The following is a 26,699-nucleotide window of genomic DNA, read 5'->3' as shown; positions in this document are numbered from 1 at the left end:
GCCCGGTGACCGCACCTCGGCGGCCACCGGGCACATGCTCGCTCAATCCATACTGACCGCGTCGGCCATCCGGTCGGTGCTCTCGGCCGGGCGGGACGCCGAGTGGGCGTGTGCGGGTACGACCGGGCGCCGGCGGTAGCGGCGGAGCAGGACGAACGCACCCAGACCGATGCCGAGCAGCGCCACCGCCGCACCCGCGGACCAGAGCCAGGAGACGCCGGCGTCCTTGGCGGGCGGGGCGACCGCGCCGGCCGGAAGCAGGTCGGAGTGGGTCGCGCAGACGAGTGGCTTCGTACCGCCCTTGGCGGTGGCACAGGCGACCGTGGCGAGTCGCAGCACCTCCTTCGGCGTTTCACCGACCCGGGCCACGGTGGTGAAGGTCGACTCCTGACCCACCTTGAGATCGGTGGCCCAGGTGACCGCGCCGTCGCGGGCTTTGCCCCCACGGTCGGCGGAGACGAGAGTCAACCCGGTCGGCAGGCTCTGTGAGACCTTGATGTCGGCCACCTTGCTGGCGCCGAGATTGCGCACGGTGAGTCGGTAGGTCAACTCGTCGCCGGCGGCGACCTCGGTCCGACCGTCGTCCACCGTGATGCTGAGCAACGGCCCGTCCGGCGAGGCCACCGCGGACGGTTTCGGCGTCGGGGCCGACGCGAGAGACCACGGCGTCGGGGCCGACGCGAGAGACCTCGGCGTCGGGGCCGACGCGTGCGCCGGGGAGATCGCCGGCCCGGCCAGCACCCAGGCGGCCAGTACGGTCGCCAGGACAGGAATCCTTCGCATGATGCTCCTCAGGCTGTTACTCGGTAATCGCCACGTACTCCAACGTCGTGGAGTACTCGTCGGCTACGACCGCGGGGATGCTGACCTCGTAGTCGTTGCTGATCGCGTCCCCGCCGGGTGCCGAGGGCCCGGACTGGCGGTGCACCACCACCGGCGTCACATCGGAGAGATCCCGGAAGACGCTGGTGCCGCTCTCCCGCACCCGCAGGTTCTCGATCGGGATCGTGTACGGGTTCACGGGATTCGCCCCCACCAGTTCGGGCGTCAGCCCGCGCACCGTCACGGCGTACCCCGTGGGGCTGTTGGTGGTGACGGTCATGGTGACCGCTCCCTGCTGGCCGACCACCTGCTGAGGCCGACCGGTCAGGGTGAATCCGGCCGGCAGACCGGACAGGGTGATCGACTGGGCGGCCACGACGACCGTCGCTGTGCATTCCGCGTTGCCCCCACCCGCCGGGCAGGTGCTGCCGAGGGTGGTGGAGGCCACGGTGTTGACCAGGTTTCCGTCGCCGGACACCGGCTGGTTGACGGCGACGCTGTAGGTGATCGCGGCGGTGGCGCCGACCGGCAGGTCACCGGTCCAGGTGAGCACCGGGGCCGCGTAGGACAGCACGCCCGTGGAGGTCACGGCGTCGCCGACGTAGACGGCGTCGTCGAGGACGTCGACGAGCGAGTCGGTGACGGTGGCGCCACTGTAGGGCGCCTGCCCACTGTTGGTGATCAGCACCGAGTACCGCACGGTCCCACCAGCGACGACCGTGCCGGTGTCGGCGGTCTTGGTGATGCTCAGTTCGGGGATCCGGACCGCGACAGTGGTGGTGCAGGCCGACGATCCCGGGCAGTCGGCGCCCACGGTGCTTGAACTGACGGTGTTCACCAGAGTCCGGTCCCCGTTGTTCGGGAAGTTCACCGTGACCGAGTAGGTGATCACCGCGACCGCCGCGACCGGGAGATCACCGGTCCAGGTCAGCACCGGCGTCGCGTACGAGACCACACCGGAACTGGCGGTGGCGTCCGCGTTGTAGACGGCGTCGTCGAGCACACCGGTGAGCGAGTCCGCGACTGTCGCACCGGTGTACGGCGACTGCCCGGTGTTGGTGACCGTGATCGTGTACGTGACCGTGCCGCCGGCGGTGACCGTGGCGGTGTCCGCGGCCTTGGTGATGCCCAGCCCCGGGATCAGGATGGCGACCTGGGCGCTGCACCTCGGGTCGGTGCTGCCGACCCCGCAGTTGTTGGCCTGCGCGCCGGAGGTGACCGTGTTGACGAGGGTGCGACCAGCGACCTGGCTGTCGCTGACCGTCAGGGTGTAGGTGATCGTCACGGCGGTGCCGATCGGCAGGTCACCGCGCCAGGTCAGCACCGGCGCCGTGTAGGAGACCACCCCGGAACTGGCGGTGGCGTCGGCGTTGTAGGCCGCGTCACCGAGCAGGCCGGCGAGCGAGTCGGTGATCGTCGTGTCGACGTACCCCGTCTCCCCGGTGTTCGTGGCGGTGATGGTGTACGTGACGGTGCCGCCCGGCGTGACGGTGGGGTTGTCGGCGGTCTTGTCGATGGCGAGGCCGGGCAGCAGCACGGCGACACTGACGGTGCAGGCGGGAGCGGGTGCCGCGGGCGGGCAGTTGCTACCGGGCGCGTTGCTGGTGACGGTGTTGGCCATGACCCGGTTGCCGGTGTCCGGGTTGTTGACCGTGACCGTGCCGGTGATGACGACTTCCCCGCCGATCGGGATGTCGCCGGTCCAGGTGACGACCGTGCCGACCACGGTCAACGTGCCGGAGCTGGCGACCTGGTCCCCATTGGGCCGGGAGTCGTCAAAGCGGTTCGCGAGGTTGGTCGTCCCCTGGATGCCGACGTACGGGGTGGGCCCGGTGTTGGTCAGGGTGACAGTGAACCGGACGACGCTGCCGGGCGTGGTGGTGGCCACGTCGGCGACGTTGGTGATGGTGAGCGCCGGGATGAGCACGGTGACGGTGACGGTGCAGCCCGGGTCGGTTCCCCCGGCCGGGCAGTTGCTGCCCGGCGTGGTGGAGGTGACGGCGTTGGTCATGCTCCGGTCACCGTCGGAGGGGTTGTGCACCGCCACCGAGTAGGTGATCACGGCGCTGCCGCCGACAGCGAGGTCACCGGTCCAGGTCAGGGTCGGCGCGGCGTACGACACCACGCCGCCGGTGGCGACCGCGTCGTTGTTGAAGGTGGCGTCGTCGAGCACGGCGGCGAGGCTGTCGCTCAGGGTGGCCCCGGTGTAGTCGGTCTGCCCGCTGTTGGTGACGGTGATGGTGTAGCCCACCGTGCCGCCCGGGGTGGTGGTGCCGACGTTGGCGTGCTTGTTGATGCTCAGGGCCGGCAGCAGCACCTGGACGGTCGCCGTGCAGGCCGGATCCGAGCCTCCGGGCGGGCAGTTGTTGCCCGCGGCGGTGGAGCTGACCGTGTTGACCAGGACGCGGCCGCCGGTCTGCGGATCGTCGGCGGTGATGGTGTAGGTGATCGTGACCGATCCGTCGATCGGCAGGTCACCGGTCCAGCTGAGGGTCGACGCGGCGTAGGTGACGACACCCGAGCTGGCGACGGCGTCGCCGTTGTAGGTGGCGTCGCCGAGCAGGTTGGCCAGGTCGTCGGTGACGGTGGCACCGGTGTACGGGGTCTCGCCGGTGTTGGTGACGGTGATCGTGTAGCCGACGATGCCACCGGGGACGGTGCTGGCCCGGTCCGCGGTCTTCGAAACGGTCAGCGCCGGGATGAGGATCGTGGTCGTCGCCGTACACAACGGGTCGGTGCCGCCGGGCGGGCAGTTGTTACCGGGTACGGCGGAGCTGACGACCGAGGTCATGATCCGGTTGCCCAGGTCCGGGTTGTTCACCGTGAAGGAGCCGGTGACAGTGAGCACCGCACCGACCGCCAGGTCACCGGTCCACCGGATCGATGCCGTACCCGGCACCAGGACCAGAGTGCCGGTCGAGGCCGCCGCGTCGCCGGTATAGGTGGCGTCGTCGACCGAGCCGGCGAAGTCGGCCATGATCTCGATCGCGGTCAACGGGGTCGTCCCGGTGTTGGTCGCCGTGGTGGTGAATCGGACCGTGCCGCCGGGCACCGCGCTCGACGGGGCCACGCTGTTGACGATGCTGAGCACCGAAACCGTCACGGTGGCCGTACACGCCGGGTTGGTGCTGTCGACGACGCAGCTACTACCGGCCGCCGCGGAGCTGACCCGGCTGGTCAGGAGCCGATCGCCGCCGTCCGGGTTGGCTACCGACACGGAGTAGGTGACCGTGGCCGTCGCCCCCGGGGCGAGGGTGCCGGACCACTGTAGGTTCGGGCTGGTGAAGGTGACCGTGCCGGTGCTCGCGACGGCGTCGCCGTTGTAGGTCGCGTCGTCCAGCAGCCCGGCCAACGAGTTGGTCACCGTGACGCCCGTCTGCGCGGTCTGCCCTGTGTTGACGATGGCGATGGTGTAGCCCACCTGCGCGCCGGGCGCCGTGCTGGCCGTGCCGGCGGTGATGGTGATGCCCAGACCCGGGGTGAGCACAGGCACCAGCACCGAACAGTCCGGGTTGGAGCTGGCCGGCGGGCAGGTGCTGCCGACCACCGTCGAGGCAGCAGTGTTCACCATCAACTTGTCGCCCGTGTCGGGGTTGTTCACCGTCATGGTGTACGTGACGACCGCGCTCGTCCCGGCCGCGAGATCCCCGGTCCATGTCAACGTCGGCGCCGTGTACGACAGACCGCCGACGGTGGCCAGAGCGTCGCCACCGAACGTCGCGTCGTCCAGCGCACCGCTCATGTCGTCGGTGACCACGGCGCCCAGGTACGGCGCGGTGCCGGTGTTGCTGATGGTGATGGTGTAGCTGACGATGCCGCCGGGCGTGCTGACGGGCGTGTTGGCGACCTTGACGATGCTCAGGGCCGGCACCAGCACGTCGACCCGGACGGTGCAGCGCGGATCGGTGCCGTCGACCGGGCAGTTGTTGCCCTGGATCGCCGAGCTGGCCGTACTTGTGATGATCTTGTCGCCCAGGTCCGGATTCCGGACCTGGAAGGTGCTGGCGATGGTCACCACGCCGCCGACCGGCAGGTCACCGGTCCACGTGAGACCGGCCGGGCCGACCACGAGAGCGCCGGAGGTCACCGTGTCGCCGATCGGCACGGCGTCGTCGAGCAGGTTGGCGCCGCCCAGGTTGACGGCCGCGCCGAAGTAGGCGGTGCCGCCGTCGTTGGTGATGGTGGTGGTGAGGACGACCGTGCCGCCCGGCAGCACGGTGGCCATGTCGGCGGTGTTCAGGATGGTCACCTGCGACACGGTGACCCGCGTGGTGCACCTCGGATCGACGCTGCCGGCGGCACAGTTACCGCCGTCGGAGTCGGAGACCAGGGTGTTGACCATCAGGTTGTCACCGGTGACCGGCTGCACCGTCACGCTGTAGGTGATGGTCACCGACCCGACCGCCGGCACGTCACCGGTCCAGGAGAGCACCGGGGCGGTGTAGGCGATGGTGCCGACCCCGCCGGCCGAGGCGTCGTTGTTGTAGACGGCGTTGCCGAGCACGTCGGCAAGCGAGTCATCGAAGGTCGCGCCGAGGTACGGGCTGCCCGCGGCGTTCGACACCACCACCGTGTACGTGACCACCGATCCGACGGTGGCCGAGGCCACGCTGGCGGTCTTGGCGAACGTCAGTTGGGACGCTTCGACGACCGCGACGGTGACCGTGCAGGTGGGGTCGGTGCCGCCCACCGGGCAGTTGGCGCCCGCCGCGGCGGAGCTGGCGACGTTGGTGAGCACGTCGTCGCCGAGGGCTGGATTGTCGACGGTCACGGTGTAGGTGACCGTCACCGTGGCGCCGACGGCCAGGTCACCGGTCCAGGTGAGTGCCGGTTCGGCGTAGGAGACCGTACCGGCCGAGGCGCTCGCGTCGGCGTTGTAGGAGGCGTCGTCGAGGACGCCGGTCAGGTCGTCGAGGACGCTGGTCGCGGTGTAGTCGACCTGCCCGGAGTTGGTGATGGTCAGCGTGTAGGGCACCACACTGCCCGGCAGTGCCGTCGTGGCAGTCGTCGACTTGGCGATGGTCAACGCCGGGGTGAGGACGAGCACTGTCGAGCTACACCCGGACGCCTGGGCCGTCGCGGTACAGGAACTGCCCACGGCCGTGGACTGCAGGACGTTGACCATGACCTTGTTGCCCGGATCGGGTGAGAGCACCACCACGGAGTAAGTGATCGTGACGGCCGCGCCGACCGCCAGGTCGCCAATCCAGGTGAGGGTGGAGTCAGCGAAGGCCAGACTTCCCGCGCTGGCGACCGCGTCACCGTTGTACGTCGCGTCGTCCAGCACCGCCGCCAGCGAGTTGGCCACACTGATGCCGGTGTACGGCGAGGTCCCGGAGTTGCTGATCGTCACGGTGTAACCGACGGTCTGCCCCGGTACGGCGGTCGTCGTGTCCGCGACGACGTCCAGCGCGAGGCCCGGCACCAGCACGGCGATGCTGACCGAGCACCGTGGATCGGTGCTGCCCACCGGGCAGTTGTTGCCCGGGGCGTCCGAAAATGTCACACCGGTCAGCAACAGGTCGCCTGGGTCGGGGTTGAGCACCGTGAGGCTGCCGCTCAGCGAGATGGTCGCGCCGATCGGGATGTCACCGGTCCAGACCGAGCCGGTCGTGCCGACGGTGAGCGTGCCGGAGGACGCGGTCTGGTCGCCGTTGCCGACGACGTCGGGGGCGAAGCCACTGCCGTCGAATTCCACGCTGACGCCCTGATAGGGGACCTTGCCGGTATTGGTGTAGGTGGCGTCGATCCGGATCACTCCACCCGGTGTGGTGGTGACCACGTCGGGGGTGAGGGTGATCAGCAGCCGGGCCACCGGCACGCTGACCGTGCAGCGGGCGTCGCTGCCGCCGACGGTCGGGCAGTTGCTGCCCGCTGCTGTCGAGCTGACGTGATTGGTCAGGATCAGGTCACCGGCGACCGGGTCGTGCACCGTCACCGAGTAGGTGATCGTCACCGATCCGCCGATGGCCAGGGGTCCAGTCCAGGTCAGGTTGGGGCTGACGAAGCCGACCGTGCCGGCGGAGGCCACCACGTCGTTGTTGTAGGCCGCGTCGTCGAGCACGCCGGTCAGCGCGTCGGTGACGGTCGCCGTCGGGTACGCGGTCTGCCCGGTGTTGCTGATGGTGACGGTGTAGCCGACGGTCGCACCCGGTGTGGTGGTCGGCACGCTGGCCGCCTTGGTGATGGTCAGTGCCGGCACGAGCACCTGCACGGTGGCGGTGCACCGCGCGTCGCTGCTGCCCGTCGCGCAGTTGCTGCCCGGGGTGGTGGAGACCACCGTGTTGACCATCGACTTGTCGCCCGGGTCCGGGTCGAGGATCGTCATCGAGTAGGTGATGGTCGCGGCGGCGCCGATGCCCAGTGCGCCCACCCAGCTCAGGTTGGGCGAGGCGTAGCTGACCGTGCCGGACGAGGCGGTCGCGTCACCGTTGTAGGTGGCGTCGTTGAGCGGGTTGGCCAACGAGTCGGTGAACGCCGCCGCCGCGTACGCCGTCTCACCGGTGTTCGTCACGGTGATGGTGTAGGTGACCACGCCACCGGGGACGGTGGTGGCGCTGTCCGCGGTCTTGACGATGGTCAGCCCGGGCAGCAACACCGTGACGGTGGCCGTGCAGGCCGCGGCGGGCGTGCCGGCCGGGCAGTTGTTGCCGACCGCCGTCGAGCTGAGCGTCGAGGTCAGCACCCGGTTTCCGGTGTCGGGGTTCTGCACGGTCACGGAGAAGCGAACGGTGGCTGTCGCTCCCACCGCGAGCGCGCCGGTCCAGGTCAGCACCGACCCGGACACGTCGACGGTCCCGCTGTCGGCCGTGGCGTCCGAGTTGTAGACGGCATCGTCGAGCACGCCGGCCAGCGGGTTCGTGACACTTGTCGTCGCCGGGTACGCCGTCTCCCCGGTGTTGGCGATGGTGATGGTGTAGCCGACGGTGTCGCCGGGCGTGGCGGTGGCCGCGCTCGGGGTGTTGGTCAGGGTCAGCCCGGGCAGCAGCACGGCGACCGTCGCCGAGCAGCGGGTGTCGACGCTGCCGGTGGCGCAGTTGGCACCCGGTGTCGGAGAGACCAACTGGTTGACCATCGACCGGTCACCGGTGACGGGATTGCCGACGGTCACCGAGTACGTGATCGTGGCGGATGCGCCGACGGCAAGGTCACCGCTCCAGGAAAGGGTCGGGTTAATGTAGCTGACGGTCCCGGAGGTGGCGGTGGCGTCGCCGTTGTAGGCGGCATCGTCGAGCACCCCGGCCAGCGAGTCGGTGAAGCTCGCCCCGAGGTAGGCGGACTGGCCGGTGTTGGTCACCACGATCTCGTAGGCCACCACCGCGCCGGGCGTCGCGCTCGGCACGCTCGCCGTCTTGAGCAGCGTCAGCCCGGGGATGAGGATGGTCACCGACGCCCTGCACCGCGGGTCGATGCTGCCGGGGGCGCAGTTGTTGCCGACCGCCGAGGACGAGACCACGCTGGTCAGCACCGGGTCGCCGGTGGTCGCCGGGCTGACCGTCACGCTGAACGTCACGGTCACCGTCGCGCCGACCGCGAGGTCACCGGTCCAGGTCAGGGTCGGGCTGGTGTACGAGAGCGCCCCGGCGGTGGTGGTCGCGTCGTTGTTGTACGTGGCCCGGCCGAGCACCCCGGCCAGCGAGGTGGCGACACTGATCCCCGTGTACGCGGTCTGCCCACTGTTGGTGATGGTGACCGTGTAGCCGACGGTGGAGTTGGGTGTCGTGTTCGCGGTGCTCGCGGTGTTGGTCAGGACCAGGCCGGGCACCAGCACGGTGACGGTCGCGGTGCAACGGGAGTCGTTGGCGGCGGCCGGGCAGTTGCTGCCGAGGCTGCCGGAACTGACCGTGTTGGTCATGACCTTGTCGCCGGGGTCCGGAACGCGAACGGTCATCGTGTAGGTGATGGTGGCGCTGGCGCCGACCGCCAGGGCGCCGGTCCAGGTCAGGTTCGGCGAGCTGAAGGAGACCGCACCGGTCGTCGCCGCCGCGTCGTTGTTGTAGACCGCGTCGTCGAGTGCCGCGCCCATCGCGTCGGTGAGGCTGGCGGCCGGGTAGGTGGCCTGCCCGGTGTTGGTGACCGCGATGGTGTAACTGACCACGTCGCCGGGCGTCGCGGTGGTCCTGTTCGCCGTCTTGACGATGGTGAGCGCGGAGACCGGAACGTTGACCGTGCACCGGGCGTCGAGACTGCCGGTGCCGCAGTTGGTGCCGAGCGTGGGCGAGGTGACCGTGTTGGTCAACATCAGGTCGCCGGTCGGCGGGCTGGCCACGGTGACCGAGTAGCTGATGGTCACGGCCGCGCCGGCGGCCAGGTTGCCGGTCCAGCTCAGGGTCGGGCTGACGAACGACACGGTGCCCGAGGTGGCGGTCGCGTCGGCGTTGTAGACCGCGTCGTCGAGCACCCCGCCGAGCGGGTCGGTGATGGTGACGCCGCTGAGCGCGACAGCGGCGGTGTTGGTCACGCTGATCGTGTAGTTCACCGTCCCGCCGGCCGCCACGGTGTTCACGTTCGAGGTCTTCGTCACGACCAGCGGTCCGGTGGTGATCACCAGGGTGACCGGTGCGGTCGCCTGCTGGCCGGCGGCGTCGACGACCCGCACCGTGAAGCTGGAACTGCCCTCGGTGGTGGGGGTGCCGGAGAGCAGACCGGTGCTGGGGTTCAGGGTCAGACCCGGCGGCAGCGTGCCCGCGCTGACCGACCACACGAACGGTGCGGTTCCGCCGTTCACCGTGAGCTGGGTGCTGTACGGGACACCGACCTGGCCGGGCGGTGGCGGCGGGAACGTCAGCGTCGGTGAGGCGGTGATGCCGAGGGCGACCGTCCTGGTGGCGGCCTGGCCGAAGGAGTCGACCACCCGGACGGTGAACGAGAAGTTGCCGCCGACGGTGGGGGTGCCGGAGAGCAGACCGGTGCTCGGGTTCAGGGTCACCCCGGGCGGCAGGCTGCCCGCGCTCACCGACCAGACGAACGGGCCGGTGCCCCCGTTCACCGTGAGCTGGGTGCTGTAGGCGATGCCGACCTGCCCCTGCGGCGGCGGCGGGAAGGTCAGCGTGGGCAGCGGCGCGATGACGATGCTCAGCGCCTGGGTGGCCGCCTGGCTGCTGGCGTCGAGCACCCGGACGGTGAAGTCGAAGGTCCCGGCGGCCGTGGGGGTGCCGGAGAGCAGACCGGTGCTCGCGTTGATGGTCACCCCGGGCGGCAGGCTGCCCGCACTGATCGACCAGGCGAACGGTGCCGTACCACCGTTGACGGTGAGCTGGTTGCTGTAGGGGACGCTGACCTCACCGGCGGGCGGCGCGGGGTTGGTGAGGCTGGGCGACTGGTTCGGGATGACCGGCGCGGACTGCGCCGACGGTGGTCCGGCACCGCCCGCGTTGCGGGCCGTCACCGTGAAGGTGTACGCCGTGCCCGGCGTCAACCCGGTCACCGTCTGGGTGGTTGCCGCGCTGGCGAAGGTCTGCGGGGTCTGCGCCACCCCGCCGATGTACGGGGTGATGACGTAGGAGGTGATCGGGCTGCCGCCGGTGCTGGGTGCGGTCCAGGTCAGCCGGGCCGACGAGTCGCCAGCGCTGGCTGCCGTGATGGTGGGTGCGCCGGGCACCGCGTACGGCACCACCGCGTTCGACGCCGGACTCGTCGCGCTGGTGCCGATCGAGTTGACCGCCGCGACGGTGAACGTGTAGCTCGCTCCGAGGGTCAGCCCGGAGATGACCCGGCTGGTGGTGGAAGTGTCGTAGGTGATCGGGGTCTGTGCCACCCCGTTCCGGATCGGGGTGACGACGTAGCTGGTGATCGGGCTGCCGTTGCTCGCCGGTGCCGTCCAGTTCACCGTGGCGCTGGCCAGGCCAGCGGTCGCGGTGGGCGCGGCCGGAGTGGCCGGTACGTCGGTGTAGACATAGCTGGCGGCGGCGGCGACACCCCGGGTGACCACTGTGACGTTCACCGTGGCGGCACTGCTGCGCGCGGGCATGGACGAGATGCTCAACGTCCCGTCGCCGTTCACGGTGAAGCAGCCGGCGGCCGGGCCGGACGGGCAGGGCAGGAGGACGACCGGCGTGCCGGCCTGCTGCTGCGCCGTGGTGCCGATCTCGATGGCGGTCGCCCCGGCGATGTCCGTCCCGCCGACCGTCACCGCGACGCCACCGGCAATCGTGCTCGTCGCGGGCGAGACGGTGATCCCGCTCGGCGTCGCCGGCGGCGTGCCCACGACCGTGGTGGTGGAGATTGCGGGATTGGCGTCGATGGACGAGGCGGTGACTGTCGACTGGGTTTGGATGATCGACGGTGTGACGGCGGACCCGGTGACGATGGCGACCACTGAGATCGGTGGCAGCGATGTCCCGTTGGCGAAGGGTCCGTTGCTGTTGGTGCAGGTGACGGTCTGCCCCGTTGGAGCCGCGCAGACCCAACCGCTACCGAACGCGCCCACCGGCACCACACCCGTCGGCGTGGTCGCGGTCATCGAGACCGGGGCGGTCTCGTTGGCGCCGACGGCGACCGAGGGAACCACCGTGTAGTTGACCGGATCACCGGGTTGGGGGTTCGGGCCGGTGTAGCTCGTCTGCGTGACGTTCAGGTCGGGCACCGGGTTGAAGGTCACGACATTGGTGTTGTCGACCTCGTGGTTGTCCACCACGGAGCCGGTGGAGGCAACCCAGCCGAAGGCGAGTTGGCGCGGGATGCCGTTGCTGTTCAGCCAGGTCGGCGAGGGGTAGAGGCCGGCGGCGACCGCGGGAAGCGGCCCCTCCAGGACCCGCGAGACGCTCGCGCCGACCGGCCGGAAGACCACCATGTAGCGTCCGGCCGCCACCACCAGACCGGAGTCGGTGGTGAACGACGAGGTGGTCGGGTTGATGACCACCTCGACCGGTACGACCGAGGCGGCGCGGTTGTTCGCCCGCAGTGGGACCACTGGCGACGACCCGTTGGTGGCGGTGCTGTTCAGCCCGCAGTAGCCGACCGTGCCCCGACCGGGTCCCCGGACGAGCACCTGACCCGGAATCCTGGAGGCGGTGACGAAGGCTGGGTCGGTACAGCCGCTCCCCTGGTAGGTGGTGGTGCTGTAGTTGCCGAAGACGTCGAACCCGATGCCCAGGTAGCCGTTGGCCAGACCCGGCAGTGTCCTCGTACCGGTGTAGCCCAGCCCTCCCCCGGACTGGCCGATGGTGGCCGGCGCGGCCGGGTTGGCGGGATCGACCGCGGCGAGCACCAGGGTCATCCCGTCCGCGCCGCCGGTGTTGCCGTACTGGTAGAGGTTGAAGGTCATGTCCAGGCCGGACGCGGTGGGCACGCTGGTTGCCCCGAAGAGCCCACCGGTCCGGTTGATGGTGGCGTCGGTGAGTCGCAGCTTGCCGCTGCCGGGCGCGTCGGTCTGCGTCGCACAGCTGTGCAGCGCTCCGGTGCTGACGTTGCCGGAGGCGGTGAGGCAGGCGAAGTTCGAGGTGGTGGACGATGCGGGCAGGGCCGGCAGGACGATCGGACCGAGCCCGTCCGGGGTGTTGTTGTGGAAGGGCTGGTTGAACAGGACGGTGCCGGCCGCCTCGGCGACGACCGGGTTGAGCACGGCGATCAGAGTGGCCAGCACGGTGCTGACGACGCCGAAGGCGGTCCGGCGTCGGACCCCTCCGTGGCTGAACACGCGCCGGGTGCGGGTGGGGGTGCGGGCGTTCAACGGACCGGGTCCGAGCCGGCGACGATCGTGACCGTCGCGGCGGTACGCACACCGTTCGTCGCGGCCGCACCGCTCCGACCCCGGCTCGCCGTAAAGCCATTCACCATCGCCATGTGCATGCGTCAACCCTTCGTAAGCCGCAGTAAGGGTATGACAGCCAATAGGCGCATTCAGTGTGAAATTGGCAAAAAAAGGACAAACCGCCGCAAATCATGAGAACCGCTCGGCGGGGGCGGCCGAACCAATCAGGACGGACCGAGCGGTGCTTACCGGCCGCGATGGGCCGGGGCCGACGTCGACGACGCCTGATGGTCCCCGTCGCCGGCCAACGTGGACGCCGCCGGCGGCACCGCAGCGGGCCTGACCCGGCGGCGCCGGAACATCCAGCCGAGCAGGAGCAGGAGTACGAGGCCACCCACCGTCGGGCCAACGAGGTGCAACGGGAGGACGACACCCGTCGCCCGCGCGCTCCCCGCTCGACCCGCTTCGACCGCGTCGCCCGGCACCGTGACGTAGACCGGCGCCCCGACGCTGCGGCGCACGCTCAACCCACGGGCACCGGCCGGCGGTGGCGTCGAGAAGATCACCGCCACCTGATGCTCGCCGGGCTCGGCGCTCGCCGGCACCGCGATCCGGAGGTCCACCAGCTTGGCCGCGCCGGGAGCGAGCCGAAAATGCTCCGGGCCCACCGTGACCCAGCCGATCGCCGTGCGTGCCGCGTCCGACCGGAACGTCAACTCTCCGGTGGAGTCCACCACGAAGCTCGCCGTTCGTGTGGACACGTCGATCGCCGACCGACCGCCGTTGGTCACGGTGAACTGCCGCGGCTGCCCGATCTCGTCGGCCGGTACGACCATCCGGCTGGGGCTGACGGTCAGCGTGAAGTCCGACGGCTCCGGCGGAGTGGCATACGCCGGCACGATCGGCGTCAATGCCAACAGCACCGGCAGCACGGCACCCGAAATGTGAGGCAAGGTCAGCACCTGTCCAGGGTGGATCAACTACGAAAAATAGGCACTTATCGTAACTGGCGACGGTCGCAGCGTTACCAGGATTGTCCTGGCTCGCGCGTCGTACGGGCTCAGGTCATCCCGAGAGCTCGTCAATGCATGGTCAGGTCGAGCACCACGGCAGTTCACACAATGTTGATCAATTAGGCCGCCGGCGCTGAACCGGGCGACCCCGGTGCGGTCGAGCTGAGACGGGCACGACGGGTGCAGGCGGCCATGCGCCGCCCGCACCGGCCCGCTTCGGCGACCGTCAGACCGGTGGCCAGGCGTTGGCCAGCAACTGACGGAAGTGCGCCGGGAACCACTCTCCGAACGGCGGGGCGTCCGGCATCGCCCCGGTGCCATACGAGGAACCGCGGGGCGGCTGGTAGTACGGGTCGCACAGCGGCTCGTACGGTTGGCCGGTGTTCGGGCTGCCACTCGCGCCGTCGGACTCGCCGGGCGGCTTGACCCACACGTAGGCGTCGATGCCCGGTTCCGGTTCGACGGCTGGCCGCTGGCCGAGGCCGGCGCCCTTTTGGTTGCACCAGTTCCCGACCCTGGCCCGTCGATCGATCCGGCTGCCGTCGACGTACGTGTTCACATCACTCGCGGTCACCGGCCCGGTGGGTCGGGCCGGGCCGCCCCAGCCGTTGCGGGAGGTGTCGACGATGACGCCCGCCTCCGGGGAGAAGCCCGCCCCCGCCAGCAGTTCGCGCAGGTGCTGCGCGTAGGGCACCTCGTCGATGAACGGGTTCCAGTCGACCCACCTGGACTGGTACACCGGCTGGCCGTTGATGACGTCGTCGGCGCGGAAGTACTCCTCGCGCAGCACGGAGTAGTTGGCGGTGTTGGCGACGAAGCCGTGTACGTTCGTCACCGTGCTGCCGGCGGCGGTCGCGGCCTGGAACAGCAACGCGGTCAGCGGACCGGAATCCTCCGGCCAGCCGACTTCGGCGTGGTGACTGATGTCCAGGTACGCGTAGACGTTGGGGATGGCGCCGAGCCGGGCCAGGGCGTATCCGATCCCCTGCTGGTAGGTGCCGCGTGCCTGCACCTCGTCGCAGGCCGGGGTGGCGGTGTACCGGGAGCCGGTGTTGACCACAAGGTTGGGCAGCGAGTTCGGTTCGACGAAGGTGACGATCCGCAGGTCGGCGTAGCGGGGAGCGGCGAGGATCTCGACAATCGGATCGATGAACTCCGCCCGGTACCGTGCGGAATCCTCGATTGACAGCTCACCCGGCGGTGCCCGTCGACCGCAGTCGCGGGCGGGCAGGTCGTAGAGCGTCAACTGGATGAGGTCGGCGTGCTGCGCGAGTGCGGCGTCCAGATGCTCGCGCAGGCCCATCCCCCCAGCCTCCCCCTCGATCCTCGCGATCCGGTCCAGCCAGACGGCGGTCGGTTGGCCGGCGACCGCCTCGCCGCCCGGCTCGGCGGCGGCGCGCTCGGCCCACTCGGGATTGACGTAGACCCGAGCGTCGACGTACGGGTTGTCCAGCCTGGGCGGCGGATCGGCGGCCCTGGCCGGCCCGGGGCTGGCGAGCACCCCCACGACGAGGACGGACACAACGGCGGCGAGGACCGGGCGGACCCGGGCGGGTACGCGTCCTCGACCTGGCGTGGGCATGGTGGTGCCTCCTTCAACTCCGCAAGACATCGACAGATTTCTATCGTAGTCAAGCGGGTCGAGCGGGACCTTCCGGGCCGGGACGACGACCCCGCCATCGATCGGACCCGTCCCAGCGCATGAAAACCTAGTTGACACATAGGAATTGTGGGTTAGCGTCGTATCCATGACCAGCCAGCACACCCTGCTTCAGGGCACCGCCATCGCGGTGTCGCGGGGATGCTGCCGTGGCTGGACCGCCGCCTGCGGCTGTTGCCGCTGAGCGAGCGTTCCCCCGCTTCTCCCACCTGCGGCGCCGCCGGCTCGACGACGACCGGCAGCCGTCTCCTCGAACCGATCATCGGATCCGCGCGCCGCCGCACGTCCATGCCTACCCGTGGCGGCGCGTACCCGTCGTTGTCGACCCAGGAGGACCGTCATGACTGTCATTGCCGAACCCGTGACCCCGGTCGACCCGGACACCTTCCGTGCTCTCCTGCGCCGGCAGGCCGCCTCGGTCGCGGTGGTCACCGCCGCGGGTGAGCCGCCGGTCGGGTTCACCGTCACCTCGCTCACGTCGGTGTCCCTGCGCCCGCCCCTGGTGTCGTTCTGCCTGGCCCGATCGTCATCGAGTTGGCCGACGATCGCCGGTGCGGAGCACGTCGCGGTGCACCTGCTCGGCGCGGACCAGGAGAACGTCGCGCGGAATTTCGCCACCAGCGGCATCGACCGGTTCGCCCACCCGCGCTGGCGCTACGGGCGGCACGGGGTGCCGCTACTGGACGAGCCGGTCGCCTGGCTCCTGTGTCGCGTGACCCAGCGGGTGCCCGCCGGTGACCACGCGATCGTGCTCGCCGAGCCACTGATCGGTGGGCACAGCGACGGCGCACCCCTGCTCTACCACATGGGGCGCTACGCGGCCCTGCAACCAGCCACGAAGGAGTCGTAAGTGACGTCACCATCCCTCCTGGATCGCCGAGCCTTTCTGTCCGCGACCCTCGGCGCGGTCACGCTGGGCCTCACCGCCTGCGCCGGCGACGAGACCCCCGCCGCGGCCCTGGCCGCCACCGCACCACTGCCGCAGGCCGTGCCGAAGGGCACCAGGCTCGTCATCGGGGACAAGGAGCACCAGAAGGCGATCGAGTTCTCCGGAGAGGCGGAGAAGCTGACCTTCGACGTGGAATGGGCGAACATCAGCGGCGGCCCACAGACCCTGGAGGCATTCCGCGCGAAGGCGCTGGACGTCGGGTCGGTGGCGGACATCCCGCCGATCCACTCGCACTGGACGAACATCCCCACGAAGATCGTCGCCTCGAAGTACCGCCAAGACCCGCTCAACCACGCCATCTACCGGCTCGGCATCGCACCCGGCGTCACGGTCGCCACCCTCGCTGACCTCCGTGGGAAGAAGATCGCGTACAGCCCGGGGCAGGCACAGGGGGCGCTGGTGCTGCGGGTACTCAAGAAGGCCGGCCTGGCCAAGAAGGACGTCAAGCTGGTCGAGCTGCCGAGCACCGGCGACGTCTACGCGACGGCGCTCGCGAGCCGCCAGGTCGAGGTGGCGCCGATCGGAGGCGTGCAGATCAAACGCTACGAGAGCAAGTACGGCCGGGACGGCGCGACCGCGATCGCCCACGGACTACGGGACGACCCCGGTCACCTGTACGCCCCCGTCACCGTCCTCGGTGATCCGGCCAAGGCGGCGGCGATCCGCGAGTACGTGCAGGCGTGGGCACGGGCCTGGCGGTGGCGCGAGGCCAATCCCGACGAGTGGATCGAGCGGTACTACGTCAAGGACCAGGGCCTGACCGCCGACGACGGCCGGTGGCTCGTCGAGAACGGCGGCGTGGCCGACATCCCGGCCGACTGGACCGAGGCCATCGGCCGGCACCAGGAGACCATAGACCTGCTGGCCAAGGAGACGGGCAACAAGCCCCTCAAGGCCGAGGACCTGTACGACCGACGGTACGAATCCGTCGGCGCCGACGCGCTGGCTGCGGGAGGCACCAGGTGACCGCCACGACGCTGACCCGGCCCCGGCCGGCCGCCACCGTCCCGGCCGGCCGGCCGCGACGCCGACTGAAGCCGGGCCGCCCCATCCCGTTCGGAGGGGCGGTTGGACCGCTCCTGCTCCTGGCGGTGTGGGCGGCCGGTTCGGCAGCCGGTTGGCTCGACCCGCGTACCCTGTCGGCGCCCTGGACCGTGGTGACGACGGCGGGTGACCTCATCGCCGACGGCCGACTGCAGGACAACCTGGCCATCTCGGCCCAACGGGCCGGCCTGGGTCTCGTCATCGGCACCGTGATCGGCACGGTGCTGGCCCTGCTCGCGGGCCTGAGCCGGTGGGGTGAGGCCATCCTCGACGGCCCGATCCAGATCAAGCGGGCCATCCCGGCCCTCGCCCTGATCCCGCTACTCGTCCTCTGGTTCGGCATCGGCGAGCAGATGAAGGTCATCACCATCACGTTGGGTGTGTTCGTCCCCGTCTACATACACACCCACAACGGGCTGCGCACCATCGACACCCGCTACGTCGAACTGGGCGAGTCGCTGCGCCTGCGGCGGACCGACTTCATCCGCCGGATCGTGCTGCCCGGCGCGCTGCCCGGCTTCCTGCTCGGTATGCGGTTCGCGGTCGTCGGGGCGTGGCTGTCCCTGGTCGTCGTCGAGCAGATCAACTCGACGAGCGGCATCGGCTACATGATGGAACTGGCCCGCGAGTACGGCCAGACCGACGTGATCATCGTTGGACTCGTGCTGTACGGACTGCTCGGGCTGCTGTCCGACGGCGCCGTCCGGCTCGCACAGAGGAGGGCGCTGTCGTGGCGACGCACCATGGCGGACTGACCGCCACCCGTACCGTCCGTGTCCAGGGGTTGCTGCGCCGCTTCGGCGAACGGGCCGTTCTGGACGGCTTCGACCTGGAGATCGGCGCGGGCGAGTTCGTGGCGCTGCTGGGCCGCAGTGGCTCGGGCAAGAGCACCCTGCTGCGCGCGCTCGCCGGCCTGGACGGCGACGTCCAGGGCTCCGGCCTGGTCGACGTGCCGGAGAACTCGTCGGTCGTCTTCCAGGACGCCCGGCTGCTGCCCTGGCAGCGCGTGCTGGACAACGTCCTCCTCGGCCTGCGCGGGCCGGACGCCCCCCAGCGCGGCCTCGCGGCGCTCGCCGAGGTCGGCCTGGCGGGCCGGGAACGGGCCTGGCCGAACGAGCTGTCCGGCGGCGAGCAGCAACGGGTGGCGCTGGCCCGGGCGCTGGTGTCCGAGCCGGAACTGCTGCTCGCCGACGAGCCGTTCGGTGCGCTGGACGCGCTGACCCGACTCCGCATGCACGGCCTGCTGCGTGAACTGTGCGCCCGGCACCGGCCGACAGTCCTCCTCGTCACCCACGACGTCGACGAGGCGATCACGCTGGCCGACCGGGTACTGCTCCTCGACGCCGGCCGCATCGCGGTCGACGTCGCCATCGACCTGCCGGCGCCGCGCTCACACCGGCAGTCGCAATTCCTCGCGTACCGGGAAACCCTGCTGCGCGCGCTCGGCGTCGACCCGACGGAGGCATGACATGTTGCACCTCAACGCGTTCCTGATGGGCGTCGGCCACCACGAGGCGGCCTGGCGGCTGCCGGAGAGCGACCCGTTCGCGCAGACCGACGTCGAGCACTTCACGCGCCTGGCCCGCATCGCCGAGCGGGGCAAGCTCGACTCGCTCTTCCTCGCCGACAGCCCGGTCCTCTGGAACAGCATCGGCCGACGGCCGGCCGGCACACTCGAACCGACAGTGCTGCTCACCGCCCTGGCCGGCGCGACCAATCACATCGGGCTCATCGCGACCGCCTCGACGACGTACAACGAGCCGTTCAACCTGGCCCGCCGGTTCGCGTCGCTGGACCACGTCAGCGGCGGCCGGGCCGGCTGGAACATCGTCACCACGGCCGGCGTGGATGCGGCCCGGAACTTCAACCTGGACGAGTTGCCCGCCCACCGGGACCGGTACGAGCGAGCCGCCGAGTTCCTGGAGGTCTCGCTGAAGCTCTGGGACAGCTGGGACGACGAAGCGCCACTCGGCGACAAGGACGCCGGCCGGTGGGGCGACGACGACCTGATCTACCCGCCCCGCCACGTCGGACGGCACTTCCGGGTGGCCGGCCCACTCAACGTCCCCCGCTCGCCGCAGGGCTACCCGCTGCTGGTGCAGGCCGGATCGTCCGACGACGGCAAGGAGTTGGCCGCCCGGTACGCCGAGGCCGTCTTCACCGCGCAGCAGACGCTCGCCGAGGCGCAGGCGTTCTACCGCGACCTCAAGCGGCGTGCCGCGCAGTTCGGCCGCGACCCGGACAGCGTCAAGATCCTGCCCGGCATCGTGCCGGCGGTCGGCGCCACCGAGGCGGAGGCCCGCAAGCTGGAGGAAGAGCTGGATCGGCTGATCAAACCGGAGTACGCCCGGGCTCAGCTCGCCACCACGCTGCGGGTCGCCCCGGAAGACCTCGACCTGGACCGGGAACTGCCCGCCGACCTGCCCAGCGAGGACGAGATCGAGGGCGCCAAGAGCAGGTACACGCTGATCGTCACCCTGGCCCGGCGGGAACGGCTGACCGTACGCCAGCTCATCGGCCGGCTCGGTGGCGGACGCGGGCACCGGACCTTCGCCGGTACGCCGGAGCAGGTCGCCGACGCCATCGAGGAGTGGTACCGCAGCGGTGCCGCCGACGGCTTCAACATCATGCCACCGGTCCTGCCGTCCGGGCTGGAGACGTTCGTCGACCACGTCGTGCCGATCCTCCAACGCCGGGGTCTCTTCCGCACCGAGTACACCGGGACCACCCTGCGCGACCACTACGGGCTGCCCCGCCCGGTCAACCAGTCCGCGCGGCGGCTCGCCGCCGCTTCCCACTGACCACCTGAGAGGACGAACCATGGTCGAGCAACGACCCTTCGGGCGCACCGGCGTACGGATCAGCTCGCTGACGCTGGGTGCGATGAACTTCGGCCAACGGGGCAACCCCGACCACGAGGACGGCATCCGGATCATCCACCGGGCGCTTGACAGCGGCATCAACGCCATCGACACCGCCGACGTCTACTCACATGGCGAGTCGGAGGAGATCGTCGGCAAGGCCCTCGCCGGCGGGCGTCGGGACGACGTCTTCCTCGCCACCAAGTTCCACGGCCAGGTGGGCGACAACCCGCAGCACCGGGGCAACTCCCGCCGCTGGATCGTCCGGGCGGTGGAGAACAGCCTGCGCCGGCTCGGCACCGACTGGATCGACCTGTACCAGGCGCACCGGCCGGAGCCGGACACCGACTTCGACGAGACCCTGGGCGCGCTCACCGACCTGGTGCGTCAGGGCAAGATCCGCTACATCGGCACCTCCACGTTCGAGCCGTCGGCCATCGTGGAGGGCCAGTGGCTCGCACAGCGGCGCGGCCGGGAGCGGGTGGTCAGCGAGCAACCGCCGTACTCGATCCTGGCCCGCGAGATCGAACGCGAGGTGCTGCCCGTGGCGCAGCGCTACGGGCTGGCGGTGATCCCGTGGAGCCCACTGGCCGGAGGTTGGCTCTCCGGGCGCTACCACGCCGGGCTCGACGCCCCGATCTCCCGCCGGGCCGACCGGCTCCCCGCCCGGTTCGACCCGACGCGACCCGCCAACACCGCCAAACTCGCTGCCGTCGACAAGCTGGCCGCCCTCGCCGACGAGGCCGGGCTGTCGCTGATCCACCTGGCCATCGCGTTCGTCCTGGAGCACCCGGCCGTCACGTCGGCGATCATCGGGCCGCGCACGATGGCCCACCTGGAGTCACAGCTCGGCGCCGCCAAGGTGACGCTGTCCCGGGACGTGCTGGACCGCATCGACGCCATCGTTGCGCCCGGCACCACGCTGAACCCCGCCGACGCCGGATACCAGCCGCCGTCGCTGGCCGACCCGGCGGGCCGGCGTCGAGGTGCGCCGTCACCACACCTCGCCGAGGTGGTTCAGTGACCGGCGGACGGTTGGCGCACGCCGACGTGGTCGTGCTGGTCGGGAACCCACGCGCCGGATCGCGTACCCGCGCGGTCGCCGAGGCCGTGGCCAGGGCGTTGCTCGGCCGGACCGGCGAGCCGCCCGGCAGCGCCCAGGTGTTGGAGCTGGCGGAGATCGTCGGGGTGTCCTTCGGGCCGGCACCGGCGTACGGGGCCACGGACGGTCCCGATCCGTTCGAGACGGTGCGGTCGGCTCGGCTGCTCGTTGTCGCGACTCCGGCCTACAAGGGCAGCTACACCGGGCTCCTGAAGGTCTTCCTCGACCAGTTCGACCATCGACAGTTGGCCGGCGTCACCGCCGTACCGGTCGCCGTGGCCGCCTCGCCGACGCACGCGGACGCGGCGGCGGCGGCCCTGCGCGACGTCCTTGTCGAACTGGGCGCGCGGGTCCCGGCCCCGCCGCTCGCCGTGCGGGAGTCGCAGTTGGCGCGGACGGACGAGGTCGCCGCGCACTGGGCCGACGAGCATGCCCACGCTCTCGCGTTCCACCCGACCGCACGGGCATGACCGGCCAGCCTCCGCGACCGGCGGGTGCCGCCACCACACCGGCTCCCCCGACCGAACAGAAAGAGCCTCTGATGAGTTCCGAGTATCTCTGGTACATCCCCAACCAGGTCGAACCTGGTCACCGCGGCGACGACGTCGTCCAGCACCACAACAGTCTCGACACCCTCACCGGTCACGCCCAGGCGGTGGAGCGGCACGGGTGGTCCGGCGCGCTCATCGGCACCGGCTGGGGACGCCCCGACACCTTCACTGTCGCCACCGCGCTGGCCGCCCGCACGACAACATTCCAACCGCTGATCGCGATCCGGCCCGGCTACTGGCGTCCGGCCAACTTCGCCTCCGCCGCCGCGACGTTGGACCACCTCAGCGGGGGGCGGGTGCTCGTCAACATCGTGTCCGGCAAGGACAACCTGGCGGCGTACGGCGACACCGACGGCGACCAGGCCGCCCGCTACGCCCGGACCAGAGAGTTCCTCCAGATCGTTCGCAGGTTGTGGACCGACGACACCGTCACCTACCGTGGCGAGCACTTCAGCGTCACCGACTCCACCCTGGCGGCCCGACCGGTCGTCCGCGGCGAGCGGAAACACCCGCCGCTGTACTTCGGCGGCGCCTCGGCCGCCGCCGAGGAGGTGGCAGCCACCGAGGCCGACGTCCAACTCTTCTGGGGCGAGCCACTCGACGACGTGGCCGAGCGGATCGAGCGGCTGAGGCAACTCAGCGAGAAGCTGGGGCGCGAGCATGCCCCGTTGGAGTTCGGGTTACGGGTCACCACCCTGGTCAGGGACACCACCGACCAGGCGTGGGCCGACGCCGAGGCGAAGGTCGCCCAGCTGGCGCACCGTACCGGCGGCATCGAACGCAACCCGCACTGGCAGGCTGCCGTCGGCCAGCGGCGGCTGCTCGACCTCACCGCACGCGGAGACGTGCTCGACGACAACCTCTACACCGCACCCGGCAGGTTCGGCGGCGGCGGGGCCGGCACGACCTGGTTGGTCGGTTCGGCCGAGGACGTGGCGAGATCGCTGCGCAAATACGAGGGCATCGGCATCAACCACTTCGTGCTCTCCGACACGCCCTACCTGCCGGAAATCCAGCGCCAGGGCGAGCAGCTTCTGCCGCTGCTGCGCGGTGGAACCTGATCGATCCACCATTTCCTTTGGCAGATATCCACCGCCGGGCGAATGCGATCGATTCATCGAAAATCGCTGGTCAACGCAGGGGTCCCCATCGGATGGTCAGGGCGGTCGACAGGTGACCAGGTCGTCGCCGAAAGTGGCGTCACCACCGGCCGCCCCCTGTCTCGATATGTGGTCGATGCGGCTGCCGGCAGCGTGAAACAACTCTCATACAACCCGAATTTCCACACTAATCGGCGCACCATTGCCTCCGGATACGGTCACACGTCCCTGCGGAAGGCAAAGCTCGATGCACCCCATTCACCATCCGACCCACAACGGCGCTCCGATCACGGAGGATGTCGCAGCACGGCTCGCCGCCCAAACGGTCGGACCGGTACTACTCCCCGGTAACGAGGGGTACGACGTCGAGTGCGCGTCGTACAACCTCGCCATCCCGCAGCAACCGGCGATCGTGGTCGGCGCCGTCAACGCCGCCGACGTGCAAGCCGCTGTCCGCTTCGCCGCCGAGCAGGGCCTACCGGTCGCGGTGCTCGCCACCGGTCACTCCGCGCTCCCCTCGGCCGGCGCGCTCCTGATCACCACCCGGCGGATGGACGCGGTAGACATCGACGCCGAGGCACGCACCGCCCGGATCGAGGCCGGCGTACGGTGGCAGCAGGTCGTCGACGCGGCGGCCAAGCACGGGCTGGCGCCGCTCAACGGAGCGGCTCCGACAGTCGGCGCGGTCAGCTACACGCTCGGCGGCGGGTTGAGCCCGATCGGCCGCACCTTCGGCTTCGCCGCCGACCACGTCCACCTGATCGAGCTCGTCACCGCGGACGGCGAGCTGCGCACGGTGACCGCGACCAACGAGCCGGAGCTGTTCTGGGCGCTGCGGGGCGGCAAGGGCAACTTCGGCGTGGTCACCGCACTGGAATTCGCCCTCTTCCCGGTCAGCCAGATCTACGGCGGCGGCCTCTTCTTCCCGGGTGAGCAGGCGGCCGAGGTGCTGAAGGCGTGGGGACGGTGGACCGCCGGCGTGCCGGACGAGCTGACCTCGTCGGTTGCGTTGCTGCAGTTGCCACCGGTTCCCGAGGTGCCCGAGCCACTACGCGGCCGGCTGGTGGCGCACGTACGGATCGCCTACCTCGGCACGGCGGAGGAGGGCGAGCGGCTGATCGCCCCACTGCGCGCGGTCGCCCCGACCCTGATCGACTCGGTGACCGAAATGCCGTACACGGCGGTCGGCTCGATCCATGCCGACCCGCCGACCCCGATCCCGTTCGTGGACCGCTCGGCTCTGCTACGGGAGTTCACCCCGGAACTGGTCGACACGATCATCGCCGAGGCCGGCCCGGGCACGGGCAGCCCGCTGACCGTGCTGGAGATCCGGCACCTCGGTGGGGCCTTCGACCGCCGACCGGAGCCAACGAACGCGATCGACCTGCGAGACGCCGCCTTCACCTTCTACGCCGTCGCGATCGGTGGCCCCGACCAGGCCGCGGCGTTCCAGGATTACCTGACCCACCTGATCCAGGCCCTCCAGCCGTGGAGCACCGGCAGGCGGTTCATCAACCTGATGGGTGCCAGCGACGCCAACGCCGAAGGGGTCGCGGCGGCCTACCCGCCGGAGACGTACGAGCGGCTGGCCGCGATCAAGCGCAGCTACGACCCGACCAACACCTTCCGCGTCAACCACAACATCACCCCGGCCTGACCGGGTAGGGCCGAGCCGGGCAGCGGGCACGTCGGGAAACAGCACCTCACCGACGGGCCGCTGCTCGGCATCGGCCGCGCTCGGCTCGCGCGGCGGCCCGACCTCGATCACTCAGGCCCGCTCGGCCGGCCGGCCCACTCGGACGGCGACGCCGTCGAGGATCAGGTCCAGCCCGAGCGTGAAGTCCGCGTCGGCGATCGCCGCATCGGGAGTGTCCGACGGCGGCGCCTCGAACAGCGTCGAGGAGAACAGCCGGGCAGTCTCGGGGAACCGCTCGGGCTCGACGAGCCGTGCCAGCGCGCGGCCGTAGTCGCGCTCGGCGTCGGCCTGCCCCTGGCCTTCGGCCCTACCCTCGGCGAGGTCGCTGTACTGCCGCACCGACTGCGTGACGTAGCCGCTGATCAGCTGCAGGACTCCGATCTTGTGCGCCCAGTCGAGGTGGGTGCCGGACAGGACCGCCAGCCCGGTCTCCATCCAGGCGATCTGGTTCGGCCCCGACGGCGGCCCGGAGGTGGGCACGCGCGTCAGCCAGGGGCGACGTTGGAGCACCGCGCGATGCGCGAAGGCCCAGCCGCGCAGCCCGTGACGCCAGTCGTCGGTGGGGATGTTCGGCGGCACACCCAGGGCGGCGTCGGCCATCAGTTCGAGCAGTTCGTCCTTGGATCCGACGTACCGGTAGAGCGACATTCCGGTGACGCCGAGGTTCTTGGCGACCTTGGGAAGGGTCACCCCGCCGAGCCCGTCGCGGTCGGCGACCTCCACGGACGCGGTGACCACGCGGTTGACGTCGAGGCCCGCCGGCCGCCCGAGACGTGAGGTCTCCGACCTGCCCCACAGCCTGCGCAGCCGAGCCGGAATGAAGTCCTCGCTGGTCATGGCCCCCTCGTTCGCCTACCGGGAAACAGTCACCATCATGACAGACAGCATTAGTTTGCCTGTGATACTTTCTCAGACATATTAAAGCGAGCTTCGGGGAGGACGACCATGAGCGTTGACACGGCACCACGGCGGACATCGAGAGGGCCGGTCCTACGCGCCGAACGCGCCCTCGCGCCGGATCTGACCCGGGGAGCGATGCTGCTGATCATCGCCCTGGCCAACGTCGCCGGGGTCGTCTTCGCCGGCGAGCCCGGTCTGGATGCCACACCGGCAGGCATCGACCGCGGCCTCAACTTCCTGCTCTTCGAGCTCGTCCACGCACGCGGCTACCCGGTCTTCGCCGTGATGTTCGGCTACGGACTGGTGCAGCTCGCCCGGCGCCAGGACGCCGCCGGCGCCACGCCCCGGCAGGTCCGCGCGGTGCTGTTGCGCCGCAACCTGTGGCTCGTCGCCTTCGGGTTCGCACATGCCGCACTGCTTTACTACGGCGACTTCCTCGGCGCCTACGGCATCGTCGGAGTCGTGATGGCCGTCGTGCTGCTGCGCCGCGGTGACAAGCTGCACCGGATCGTCCTGGTGCTCTGGGCGCTGATGGCGGCCGAGTTCCTGATCCTCGGCGCCATCGTGGCGAGCGCCATCGCTGGTTCAGACGGATCAGCGCCACTACCGGCGGGCCACGTCGACTCCCTCGCCGCGTCCGACTACCTCGCCTCCGTCGCGGATCGTCTCGGCGAATGGCCGATGCACACGCTGACCGTCGTGCCCTTCATCGTCATCGCCTGGCTGGGCATGTGGGCCGCCCGCCGCCGCGTCCTGGAGGAACTGGCCCGGCATCGGACTCTGCTCAGGTGGACCGCCACCCTGGGGCTCGGCATCGCCGTCGCCGGAGGTCTGCCGGCCGCCCTGTTGAGCGCCGGATGGCTGCACGTCGACAAGCCGACCGCCAGCCTGATCCTCATGCTGCACGGTGTCAGCGGCATGTTCGCCGGTCCGGGCTACGCGGCGCTCTTCGGCCTGCTCGCCCTGCGGGCAACCCGGCCCGGTCCCATCGTCGGTGCGCTCAGCGCTCTGGGCCGACGTTCCCTGTCCGGATACCTGTTCCAGTCGGTGGCGTGGCTTCTCCTCCTGGCCCCCTTCACGCTCGCCCTGGGCCAGCGCCTCGGCAGCCCCACGGTGACCGGTGTCCTCATCGCGGTCAGCACCTGGCTGGCAACCGTGCTGATCGCCAGCCTGCTCGACAAGCGCGGGCAGGCCGGGCCGGCCGAGATCGTCCTTCGTCGGCTGACCTACGGGCGTCGAACCTAGACGAGTAAGACAGTCCTAACCCTGGCCCGGGCAGCCGGCAGCCTGCGGTGACCGTCGGTCACCT

Annotated in this window: 15 protein-coding genes; 10 read left to right on the top strand and 5 right to left on the bottom strand. The window is 70.4% G+C overall.

Annotation, left to right across the window (positions count from 1 at the left end; genetic code table 11):
• Positions 1–42: 42 nt before the first annotated feature.
• The 4 genes from C7C45_RS23500 to C7C45_RS23485 form a co-directional block, all read right to left on the bottom strand.
• Positions 43–783 carry a DUF11 domain-containing protein gene (locus C7C45_RS23500; RefSeq protein ID WP_146247389.1) on the bottom strand — a complete coding sequence of 247 codons (741 nt, stop codon included), beginning with the start codon at positions 781–783 and terminating at the stop codon, positions 43–45.
• A 16-nt stretch (positions 784–799) separates the two neighbouring features.
• A complete protein-coding gene (locus C7C45_RS23495; RefSeq protein ID WP_110565866.1) occupies positions 800–12,493 on the bottom strand; it encodes a DUF7927 domain-containing protein in 11,694 nt (3,897 codons plus the stop codon).
• Positions 12,494–12,759: 266 nt separating this feature from the next.
• Positions 12,760–13,476, bottom strand: a complete 717-nt coding sequence (locus C7C45_RS23490) for a COG1361 family protein (RefSeq protein WP_110565865.1) — start codon at positions 13,474–13,476, stop codon at positions 12,760–12,762.
• Positions 13,477–13,753: 277 nt separating this feature from the next.
• Positions 13,754–15,109 carry a glycoside hydrolase family 6 protein gene (locus C7C45_RS23485; RefSeq protein ID WP_110565864.1) on the bottom strand — a complete coding sequence of 452 codons (1,356 nt, stop codon included), beginning with the start codon at positions 15,107–15,109 and terminating at the stop codon, positions 13,754–13,756.
• Between the two features lie 418 nt (positions 15,110–15,527).
• On the opposite strand from C7C45_RS23485, the gene C7C45_RS23480 reads away from it, so the two are divergent.
• The 9 genes from C7C45_RS23480 (at position 15,528) to C7C45_RS23440 (ending at position 24,451) form a co-directional block, all read left to right on the top strand.
• Positions 15,528–16,037 (top strand): flavin reductase family protein, encoded by a 510-nt coding sequence (locus C7C45_RS23480; protein WP_110565863.1) that lies wholly within the window; start codon positions 15,528–15,530, stop codon positions 16,035–16,037.
• Positions 16,038–17,102: an ABC transporter substrate-binding protein gene (locus tag C7C45_RS23475; RefSeq protein WP_110565862.1), complete on the top strand. Its 1,065-nt coding sequence runs from the start codon at positions 16,038–16,040 to the stop codon at positions 17,100–17,102.
• Positions 17,099–17,935: an ABC transporter permease gene (locus C7C45_RS23470; protein WP_208641270.1), complete on the top strand. Its 837-nt coding sequence runs from the start codon at positions 17,099–17,101 to the stop codon at positions 17,933–17,935. The genes C7C45_RS23475 and C7C45_RS23470 overlap by 4 nt, the downstream gene beginning before the upstream one ends.
• Positions 17,911–18,648 carry an ABC transporter ATP-binding protein gene (locus C7C45_RS23465; protein WP_110565861.1) on the top strand — a complete coding sequence of 246 codons (738 nt, stop codon included), beginning with the start codon at positions 17,911–17,913 and terminating at the stop codon, positions 18,646–18,648. Before C7C45_RS23470 ends, C7C45_RS23465 begins: the two co-directional genes overlap by 25 nt.
• Position 18,649: 1 nt before the next feature.
• Complete coding sequence (locus tag C7C45_RS23460; protein WP_110565860.1) at positions 18,650–19,981, top strand: LLM class flavin-dependent oxidoreductase; 1,332 nt, start codon at positions 18,650–18,652, stop codon at positions 19,979–19,981.
• Positions 19,982–20,000: 19 nt separating this feature from the next.
• Positions 20,001–21,065: an aldo/keto reductase gene (locus C7C45_RS23455; protein WP_110565859.1), complete on the top strand. Its 1,065-nt coding sequence runs from the start codon at positions 20,001–20,003 to the stop codon at positions 21,063–21,065.
• A complete protein-coding gene (locus tag C7C45_RS23450; protein ID WP_244200523.1) occupies positions 21,062–21,613 on the top strand; it encodes an NAD(P)H-dependent oxidoreductase in 552 nt (183 codons plus the stop codon). Before C7C45_RS23455 ends, C7C45_RS23450 begins: the two co-directional genes overlap by 4 nt.
• Positions 21,614–21,684: 71 nt before the next feature.
• Positions 21,685–22,755 (top strand): LLM class flavin-dependent oxidoreductase, encoded by a 1,071-nt coding sequence (locus C7C45_RS23445; RefSeq protein WP_110565858.1) that lies wholly within the window; start codon positions 21,685–21,687, stop codon positions 22,753–22,755.
• A 286-nt stretch (positions 22,756–23,041) separates the two neighbouring features.
• On the top strand, positions 23,042–24,451 hold the full coding sequence (locus C7C45_RS23440) for an FAD-binding oxidoreductase (RefSeq protein WP_110565857.1): 1,410 nt from the start codon (positions 23,042–23,044) through the stop codon (positions 24,449–24,451).
• A 111-nt stretch (positions 24,452–24,562) separates the two neighbouring features.
• Here C7C45_RS23440 and C7C45_RS23435 read toward each other — a convergent pair whose 3' ends face one another.
• On the bottom strand, positions 24,563–25,327 hold the full coding sequence (locus tag C7C45_RS23435) for a TetR/AcrR family transcriptional regulator (protein WP_110565856.1): 765 nt from the start codon (positions 25,325–25,327) through the stop codon (positions 24,563–24,565).
• 108 nt (positions 25,328–25,435) lie between these two features.
• Between C7C45_RS23435 and C7C45_RS23430 the strand changes: the two genes are divergently transcribed.
• Entirely contained in the window at positions 25,436–26,635 is a 1,200-nt protein-coding gene (locus tag C7C45_RS23430) for a DUF418 domain-containing protein (RefSeq protein WP_110565855.1), read from the top strand.
• Positions 26,636–26,699 lie beyond the last annotated feature (64 nt).

The sequence above is a fragment of the Micromonospora arborensis genome (assembly GCF_003205615.1).
GTDB classification, from domain to species: Bacteria; Actinomycetota; Actinomycetes; order Mycobacteriales; family Micromonosporaceae; genus Micromonospora; species Micromonospora arborensis.
This window is presented reverse-complemented; position numbering and strand designations above follow the sequence as displayed.

Bases quoted from the DNA above. Each gene is read 5' to 3' on its own strand.
- C7C45_RS23445 (WP_110565858.1), top strand. From the start codon at position 21,685: ATGAGTTCCGAGTATCTCTGGTACATCCCCAACCAGGTCGAACCTGGT.
- C7C45_RS23440 (WP_110565857.1), top strand. From the start codon at position 23,042: ATGCACCCCATTCACCATCCGACCCACAACGGCGCTCCGATCACGGAG.
- C7C45_RS23480 (WP_110565863.1), top strand. From the start codon at position 15,528: ATGACTGTCATTGCCGAACCCGTGACCCCGGTCGACCCGGACACCTTC.
- C7C45_RS23455 (WP_110565859.1), top strand. From the start codon at position 20,001: ATGGTCGAGCAACGACCCTTCGGGCGCACCGGCGTACGGATCAGCTCG.
- C7C45_RS23485 (WP_110565864.1), bottom strand. From the start codon at position 15,109: ATGCCCACGCCAGGTCGAGGACGCGTACCCGCCCGGGTCCGCCCGGTC.
- C7C45_RS23435 (WP_110565856.1), bottom strand. From the start codon at position 25,327: ATGACCAGCGAGGACTTCATTCCGGCTCGGCTGCGCAGGCTGTGGGGC.
- C7C45_RS23460 (WP_110565860.1), top strand. From the start codon at position 18,650: ATGTTGCACCTCAACGCGTTCCTGATGGGCGTCGGCCACCACGAGGCG.
- C7C45_RS23500 (WP_146247389.1), bottom strand. From the start codon at position 783: ATGCGAAGGATTCCTGTCCTGGCGACCGTACTGGCCGCCTGGGTGCTG.
- C7C45_RS23430 (WP_110565855.1), top strand. From the start codon at position 25,436: ATGAGCGTTGACACGGCACCACGGCGGACATCGAGAGGGCCGGTCCTA.